The following is an 8,049-nucleotide window of genomic DNA, read 5'->3' as shown; positions in this document are numbered from 1 at the left end:
TCCAGCAGCTCGCCAGCAAATACGGCAAGCCGATCGCCGGCATCGCCCCCGAGGCCCTCGAGACACTCGCCAGCGCCGCCTGGCCGGGCAACGTCCGCCAGCTCTACAACGTCGTCGAGCAGTGCTGCGCGCTGGCGACGACACCGCTGATTCCGCTGGCCCTGATCCAGCGCGCCCTGCGCGTGCCGACGATGGAAGCGCTGTCCTACGCCGAGGCGAAGCAGCGCTTCGAGCGCAACTACCTGGTGCAGCTTCTCAAGCTGACCGACGGCAACGTCGCCGACGCCGCCCGCATCGCCGACCGCAACCGCACCGAGTTCTACCGCCTGCTGCAGAAGCACGAGCTGACGCCGGCGATGTTCCGAGGGGCGGCCGGCGACAGCGGTGTGGTCGAGCGGTGATGGGCTGGCGGCGCCAAGACCGGCAACTGCGGCTCGGACAGCGCGTCGATGCGATGATCAAAGCGCTCGATCGTCTTCGCTTGCAGCCCCTTGCGTTTCAGGTGTTGCAGATGCGGTTCGACCAGAAGAATCTGGCCGAGGCCCTTCGGGAGTTTTTTTGACGAAGGTGCCCAAGCCGGGTTTGGTCGGCTCACGGTCGAGCGTTGCGAAGACACTGAGAAGGATCATGGCCGAATCGAGACCCACCGCTACACCTGGATCAATGACGTCCGCCGGATGGACCAGTCCATGCGTGCGGCGTGGAAGAAACTCGGCGGCGTCGGCATGATCGAGTCGATACGGCAGATCGGCGACAAGGTCAGTGTCGATCAGCGCTAGGTGACGATCAAGGGCAAGTGGTGGCTGAGGATCAGTGCGATCAGGATCGCTTCACCGCCCCGAGCGGGGCGCACCGGGTTACCGGTTTCGGCGGCCACGACGGGCGCTCGCCGACGGGGAGCGCCTCGCCTGGCGCGGCGGCGCCACGCTTGCCGCGGAAGACCCGCTGCCGCATCAGTTCACGCTCATCGCTAGGCGCCACAGTGCGTACCGGCAGAAATCGGTGACTGCTTACGGCGTGAGAAGCCGAGGCCGGCAAGGCCGAAACCCAGCAAAGCGAGCGGGGCCGGTTCCGGTACGGCAAAAAGGGCGTCTAAGCTGCCGAAGACAACTTGAAAACTCACGCTTGTTGGATCGCCGAGAAAAATAAAGAACGTATTGCTAGTGAAGTTAGAAAGCACGGGATTGGTTAGAAGCGTTAGCGCATCCGATATCGCTGTCCCGCTCGAATCATCCAGCCGAAAGCCAAATGCGCTGATGTCAAGTCCGCCAATCTGCGAGGAGCCGACCGGATTGCGGCCAACCAGAGCGTACCGATCCGCTCCAGCCACATCATCCTGTTGGATTTCGGGCAGAGCAGAACCTGGTCCAATCGTCGCTGAAAAGCTCCCTATAGTAAGGGACGCGCCCTGCAGGTTATTGAAAACCGAGAAGCTGGAAGTTGAACCTCCGGCCGCCAGAACAGATGTATCAACGGTGTATGAACCGCTGACGGCGTCCCCGCTATTTAGAGAACCAAAGGAACTAGTAAGCGTCCCGCCAAAATTGTAAGTGATGATGGCAGCCTGCACACAAAATGTGCAAACACTCATCGCTAGCGCCGCGCAGATCCGCTGCAGAAACTTAAAAGAAGTCATTCTTCGCTCCTCGTTTCAGGTTTATCTTCAATCGTCAACTACAAACTCAACCAAACGATATTGGACAAGCAATTATCGTTCCACTGTATTCATATTTATGATTTATCATGTTTTAACGATTCACGAGATAGGCAAAGGGAAGCAACTTGTAAAATTTCCCGACAGCCGCCCCTTGCTTTGTGGGGAAACCGAAACGAGGACTGACAGCCGGAGCTTATTCCACCGAACGCCGTGCATGCGGGTGATTTGGTCGAGATGAGTCGCTGGGGCGAGTAACAGTTCCTCGCCGCCAGCCAGGATCCCAGATGAAAGACGAAAAATCCATCCGGCTCCTTGCGCTAGCGGCCTGGTTGTTTCCTTTCAGACGACTGCTTCACTATCGCTGAGCACAGCGCTGCGGTAGTTGTTCGGGATCTTGATTCCCGGAAATCGCCTTCTTACTGCAGCGCGCCCGGCGACAGCGGCTTGCCGACCAGCAGCGAATCCTTTCCGGCGGGCAAGCGGAATTCCGCGCTCGGCGCCAGACTCTGCCCGCGAACAAAGCCGGGGTGCTTGGCTGTTCCGCGCAGCAGCGAGTTGCTCGGCAAACCGTACGCCAGCGCAGGCGCACCGACCAGCATTGATCGTTCAACGACCCGGTTGCCGTCATAGCGACCCGGTGCTTGCGGCGTGAAGGTGCTGCGCCCGACGAGCAGGTTGTTGATCGCCCAGACCTCGGTTTCCGGCGGCATGTGATCGATCCAGATGCGCAGGAAGCGTCCCTCTGGCTTGTCGTCGATCAGCGTGTTGTGCGCCAGATACAGCGCGTTGTCTGGCCAGCGCTGACCCTCGGCGCCATAGGAGATCAGGTCCGGATTGTCGGTCGTCGCACTCTGCCCGATGACGTTGCCGATCACCCAGGCCACGCCGCCATTCGGAAATTCGAGTTCGTACGATGCGCTGCCACCGACACCGTCGACGATCAGGTTGTACATGATCGCGCTTTCGCGCGCGCGCGACTTGATCAGGTGCCCACGATAGCCTTGCTGAAAACGGCTGCCGCTGACGCTCAGGCGAGCGATCGCTCCGGCATAGAGGAGGTGGTGCAGCATACCGGCATGCTTCGGCGCCTCGCCAAACTCGCTGTCTTCAACCTCGAGAACCATGTCCCCGAAATTGCTGGTCAGGATGCCCATCTCGTTGTCGAAAAACGCGCAACGAACCACTTTCAGATGGCCTCTTTCAAAGCGGATCCCGGCACCATTGCCACTCGGGACGCGCACTCCTCGGAACTCGATGTTCTCGATCGACATCTCGGCGTTGCGTACCACCCATAGTGCCTTGCCTTCCGCACTGTCACCGTCGGCAATCAGCAGCGGACGTTTGCCGGTGCCTCTGATGGTAAGCCGATTTTGCGTCCAGACCACCGCTTGTTGCCGGTACTCGCCGGAGCGGATCTCGATGGTGTCGCCGTCGCGAGCGATGCGCGCCGCTTCCTTGATGCTCGTGACCTGTTCGTGTGGGCCGACGACAATGGTCCGGCTGCTCGCCGCCGCATTCGGAGTTTTCTTTTCGGAAACCGGCTCCTGAGCAGCCGGCTTGCCGACAGGCAGGCCATCGGTCGCCGGCAATTCACTGCTCTGACTTGCGGTGGGAGGTCTGACCACCTCCAGTCGACCTTGCGCATTGCGACGGATGCTGCCCAGTTCCTCGGGTGCCGGCGGCAGATTGTCAGCCGGCATGGCGCTGGTGGCCACACCGAGCGCCAAAACAGCGGTGCACCATCTTGCGCAGCGCATCGCGTCCTGCACTGGCCGGCAAGCCCCTGGGCGGCCTGACGTCTGCAGGTCTGCCGGCGCGTTGGGAATCGTCCTCTCGGGAATCAAGACAGCTCGACCTGTGCACCCAGTTCGACGACCCGGTTGGGTGGAATCTTGAAAAAGGCCGTGGCCGTATCGGCGTTGCGGAACATCCAGGTAAACAGGATCTGCCGCCATTTTGCCATTCGCGAACGCCTGGAAATCGGCATGCTGACGACCGTCTCGCGACCCAGAAAGAACGAGGTCTCCATCATCTCGAAAGTCAGTCCGTACGCTGCGCAGCGTTCCAGGGCATGCGGCAGGTCAGGGTCGTCCTTGAAACCGTAGCGGACATAGACACGATGAAATCCTGCCGTCAACGCTTCGACGCGCACACGCTCGTTGTCGGGGACATGCGGCACATCCTCCGTAGTGACATTGAGCAGCACCACGCGCTCGTGCAATACCTTGTTATGATAGAGGTTATGGAGCAGGGCACGCGGTACGCTCTCGGGATCGGCGGTCATGAAGATACCGGTGCCATCGACGCGCAAAGGTCCTCCGACCACAAGACTGGCAATGAAGTCCTTGGTCGGTATCGAATCCTGCTTGAGTTTCTCATAAAGCAGTTTGCGACCGAGCTTCCAGGTGGAAAGCAGCATGAATACCGAGACCCCCAGCGTCAGCGGGAACCAGCCGCCATCGAGGACCTTGATCACGTTGGCCGAAAAGAAGGCGAAGTCGACCACCACGAAGAATACCAGAAACAGCGCCGCGCGCGGCCAGCTCCACCGCCACAGGGTGCGGACGACGGCAAAGGCGAGGATCGTATCGATCATCATCGTCAGCGTGACGGCGATGCCGTAGGCCGAGGCCAGGTTCGACGACGACCGAAAACCGAGCACGACGATGATCACCGTGATCAATAGCAGCCAGTTGATGTTCGGTACGTAGATCTGGCCCTTTTCGCGTTCCGACGTGAACATGACCCGAATGCGCGGACAATAGCCGAGCTGCATGGCCTGGCTGGTCAGTGAAAAGGCCCCCGAAATCACCGCCTGCGAGGCGATCACCGTGGCTACCGTGGCCAGCACGATCAACGGGATCAGCAGGACTTCGGCCGGAACCATGTTGAAGAACGGATTCTCGATCGCTTGCGGATCGTTGAGGATCAGCGCTCCCTGACCGAGGTAGTTGAGATACAGCAGCGGGAAGACGAAGGAGAACCAGGCCCACTTGATGGCACGGCGACCAAAATGGCCCATGTCGGCGTAGAGGGCCTCGCCGCCGGTAATCGCCAGCACCACCGAACCCAACGCCAGGAAGGCGAGGCCCTGATGGTCGATGACAAAGGCCAGCGCGTACCAGGGATTGATCGCAGCCAGCACCGCGGGATACTGAATCACGTTCCACAGGCCGAGCATGCCGAGGGTGGCGAACCAGAACATCATCACCGGGCCAAACAGCGCGCCGACGGCCGCCGTGCCATGCCGCTGAAACAGGAACAGCACGATCAGGATGGCAATCGTGGTCGGCAGGACGTAAGGGGTCAGCAAGGGCGTCACCACTTGGAGTCCCTCGACCGCCGAGAGCACCGACATCGCCGGCGTGATCACGGCATCGCCGTAGAACAGTGCGGCGCCGAAAATGCCCAGTGCCGACATCAGCCAGAGAATCCGCGGCGACGCATTTGCCGTCCGCAGCGCGAGCGCGGTCAGCGCCATGATGCCGCCCTCCCCCCGGTTGTCGGCACGGGTGATGAACAGGACGTACTTCAGCGAAACCGTGACCGTCAAGGCCCAGAATACCAGCGAGAGGATGCCCAGCACATTGGCTTCGGTGATGGCCAGCGGATGATGGCCGCCAAAGACTTCCTTGACGGTGTACAACGGACTGGTGCCGATGTCGCCAAAAACGACGCCCATGGCCGCCAGTGCGGTGGCTGCCAGACCTGACTTCTCGCCGTGCGGCGCGTTTGTTGCCGTCACCGTTCCTCCCAGAACCTCAGTCGCGGGACATTGCCCACGGTTGTACCGTCATCGGCCGGCAAATCGCTTAGGCAAGGATCGTCCCGGCAACCCTGGCGTTGCTGCGGCGCAGCACGCAGAGTGCGATTGTAGGACGAATGCGAATTCCCTACAAGGACATCACCGTGGGTTCGACAGCGCACGGTCGTTCGCTGCCACCGCCTGCTGGCATAAAGAGATTACAAATTGTTTCCATGGCCAAAATAAGTCCTCATTCAGGTGCTGCGTATGTTCAGTAGTGCTACAATCCGCACCCCCTTTCTGCATCTGATCATCAGGGAATCGAGAACATGGGCGAAGAAAGCAAAGGCAATGTCTATGGCGCAGCCCCGATCAAGGGCATTGCCGATGTACACCTGACCGAGGTGCGCTCCCTGCTCTCCTTGCAGAAACTGGTCGAAGAGCTCGTCCCCGAGCAGGACGGCCAGAACCAGGGAGAACTCGACCCGGAGATCCAGCAACAGTATCGCAAGGAACTTCGCGAGAAGCTCCGGCGGATGCCGCCGAAGGAAATCGCCTACATTCTTGAATCGCTGGACCCCAATGAGCGTTTGGTGGTCTGGGACGAAGTCAAGGAAGGCGCTGACCCGATCCTGGCGCTCCTCTCCGACGATGTCCTCGAAGAGTTGATCGATGACAGCCATTACCGCAATGAAAAAACCACGAGCACGGCCTTCGAGCTGCGTGATGGCCGCCTGCATCAGATCTCGGTCAGCGGCCCGGAGGATCTGAAGAACGTCCACCCGATCTGGGTGGATCTGGTGGCCCCGACCAGGAAAATCCGCGGCTGGATTGGCGAGATGTTCGACGTCGAGATTCCGGACCCGGTCACCCTGACCGACCTCGAAGCCAGCGCACGCTTCTATGTCGAGGACGACGGCGAGGTGCACCTGCACTCCGACTTCCTGCTTGACACCAAGAGCGAATCGCGCAACGTTCCGGTTGCCCTGATCCTCCACAACGAGATCCTGTTTACCGTGCGTACCGAGGAACTGCCGGTGTTCCGCCTGCAGCGCGCGCGCGCGCGTACCCGGCCGGGTTACGTCACCGATGGTAAGGACGTTCTCATCGACCTTTACGCCGCAGACGTCGAGTACTCGGCCAACGCGCTGGAAGACGTCTACGGTGAGCTGGAGAAGGCCGGCACACAGGTGCTGCGGTCGCATGTGACCGACGTTGAGGCCTCACACATCCTCGCAGCAGTCGCCGAAGCGGAAGATCTCAACGGACGGACGCGCCGCAGCGTGCTCGATACCCGGCGCGCCTTGTCCTTCCTGTTGCGTGGCAAGTTGCTGTCGGACGCCCAGCAACTCGATGTGCGCGAGATTCTGCGCGACATCGAATCTCTCGACGGACATACTGCTTTCCTGTTCAACAAGATCAACTTCCTGATGGATGCCACGGACAGCGCGATCAACATCAACCAGAACAAGAAAATCGAGCGACTGACCGTGCTCAGCGTCGTCTTCATGCCGATCAACGTCCTCGCCGGTGCCGGCGGCATGTCCGAGTTTTCAACCATGGCGCAGGCGCTCGACTGGCCGATGCCGCTCGCCTACACGGGTTTCTTTCTCGGCATGGGCGTGGTCGGATCGATCATGTTTTTCGGCCTGCGTCTCTTCGAAAGGCGACAACCCAAGCGCCCACGTGCGGAGAACCGCAGAACGGCCGGTTGACTTGAGCAGATTGCGGGCGCGCTAAAAATGCCGCTCAAGCGAGGCCCTCATCAAGACCCGTCGAGCTTTGCACCGACGGGTTTTCTGTTTTACAACCACAGACCAGCGAAAAAACCGGGGGAATTCACCCATGCCATCCATGCAAGCTGACCGTACCGACGAACTGAAAACCCTCCTCGAAAAGCACATTCTGGTTCTCGACGGTGCAATGGGAACGATGATCCAGCGCCAGGGCCTGCAGGAGGCGGATTATCGTGGCAGTCGCTTCGCGACGCATGCGCACGATCTCAAGGGTAACAACGACCTGTTGCTGCTGACTCGACCAGAGGTCATCCGTGCGATCCATGCCGAGTATCTGGCCGCCGGCGCCGACATCATCGAGACCAACACCTTCAACTCGACCAGCGTCTCGCAGGCCGATTACCATCTCGAAGCCATCGTATATGAGCTGAACGTGGCCGGCGCGCAACTGGCGCGGGCGGTGTGCGACGAATTCACTGCCAGGAACCCGGCCAGGCCCCGCTTTGTCGCCGGCGTCATCGGGCCGACCTCGCGCACCGCTTCGATCTCGCCGGATGTCAATGACCCCGGCTACCGGAACACCAGCTTCGACGAACTGGTCGGCACCTACGCCGAAGCCATCCGCGGACTCTGCGATGGCGGCGCCGACCTCCTGCTGGTCGAGACCGTCTTCGACACCCTGAACGCCAAGGCGGCGCTGTTTGCCATTGAACGACACTTCGATGAGGTCGGTCGCCGCTGGCCGGTGATGATTTCCGGGACGATCACCGACGCCTCGGGACGGACTCTCTCGGGGCAGACCGCCGAAGCGTTCTGGAACTCGCTGAACCATGTCCGCCCGCTGAGCTTCGGGCTCAACTGTGCCCTCGGTGCCGGCGAGTTGCGCCAGTACGTCGAGGAATTGTCGCAGA

The 8,049-nt window shown here is 60.6% G+C and carries 6 protein-coding genes and 1 pseudogene; 4 read left to right on the top strand and 3 right to left on the bottom strand.

Annotated elements, in window-relative coordinates:
- Positions 1-401: pseudogene (locus tag CAPSK01_RS17120) on the top strand (two-component system response regulator GlrR); the annotation flags it as partial.
- On the top strand, positions 401-562 hold the full coding sequence (locus CAPSK01_RS23555; protein WP_273703910.1) for a hypothetical protein: 162 nt from the start codon (positions 401-403) through the stop codon (positions 560-562). The pseudogene CAPSK01_RS17120 and the gene CAPSK01_RS23555, both read left to right, overlap by 1 nt.
- 408 nt (positions 563-970) lie before the next feature.
- Here CAPSK01_RS23555 and CAPSK01_RS17115 read toward each other — a convergent pair whose 3' ends face one another.
- The 3 genes from CAPSK01_RS17115 to CAPSK01_RS17105 form a co-directional block, all read right to left on the bottom strand.
- On the bottom strand, positions 971-1,636 hold the full coding sequence (locus CAPSK01_RS17115) for a PEP-CTERM sorting domain-containing protein (protein ID WP_034929387.1): 666 nt from the start codon (positions 1,634-1,636) through the stop codon (positions 971-973).
- A gap of 437 nt (positions 1,637-2,073) precedes the next feature.
- A complete protein-coding gene (locus CAPSK01_RS17110; protein WP_273703909.1) occupies positions 2,074-3,357 on the bottom strand; it encodes a hypothetical protein in 1,284 nt (427 codons plus the stop codon).
- 140 nt (positions 3,358-3,497) lie between these two features.
- Entirely contained in the window at positions 3,498-5,339 is a 1,842-nt protein-coding gene (locus CAPSK01_RS17105; RefSeq protein ID WP_273703923.1) for a potassium transporter Kup, read from the bottom strand.
- 392 nt (positions 5,340-5,731) lie between these two features.
- On the opposite strand from CAPSK01_RS17105, the gene CAPSK01_RS17100 reads away from it, so the two are divergent.
- Both CAPSK01_RS17100 and CAPSK01_RS17095 read left to right on the top strand, forming a co-directional pair.
- Positions 5,732-7,117 carry a CorA family divalent cation transporter gene (locus tag CAPSK01_RS17100; RefSeq protein ID WP_273703908.1) on the top strand — a complete coding sequence of 462 codons (1,386 nt, stop codon included), beginning with the start codon at positions 5,732-5,734 and terminating at the stop codon, positions 7,115-7,117.
- A 139-nt stretch (positions 7,118-7,256) separates the two neighbouring features.
- Positions 7,257-8,049, top strand: a 793-nt coding sequence (locus tag CAPSK01_RS17095) for a homocysteine S-methyltransferase family protein (RefSeq protein WP_273703922.1), incomplete at its 3' end; no start/stop codon positions are given.

This window comes from Candidatus Accumulibacter vicinus, from assembly GCF_000584955.1.
In the GTDB taxonomy this organism is placed as follows: domain Bacteria; phylum Pseudomonadota; class Gammaproteobacteria; order Burkholderiales; family Rhodocyclaceae; genus Accumulibacter; species Accumulibacter vicinus.
The sequence above is the reverse complement of the archived record's forward strand: the minus strand, read 5'-3'. Positions and strand labels throughout refer to the sequence as shown.

What these genes read in the sequence shown, in the direction of transcription:
- CAPSK01_RS17115 (WP_034929387.1), bottom strand. Translation starts at nt 1,636, where the DNA reads ATGACTTCTTTTAAGTTTCTGCAGCGGATCTGCGCGGCGCTAGCGATG.
- CAPSK01_RS17105 (WP_273703923.1), bottom strand. Translation starts at nt 5,339, where the DNA reads ATGGGCGTCGTTTTTGGCGACATCGGCACCAGTCCGTTGTACACCGTC.
- CAPSK01_RS17100 (WP_273703908.1), top strand. Translation starts at nt 5,732, where the DNA reads ATGGGCGAAGAAAGCAAAGGCAATGTCTATGGCGCAGCCCCGATCAAG.
- CAPSK01_RS23555 (WP_273703910.1), top strand. Translation starts at nt 401, where the DNA reads ATGGGCTGGCGGCGCCAAGACCGGCAACTGCGGCTCGGACAGCGCGTC.
- CAPSK01_RS17110 (WP_273703909.1), bottom strand. Translation starts at nt 3,357, where the DNA reads ATGCCGGCTGACAATCTGCCGCCGGCACCCGAGGAACTGGGCAGCATC.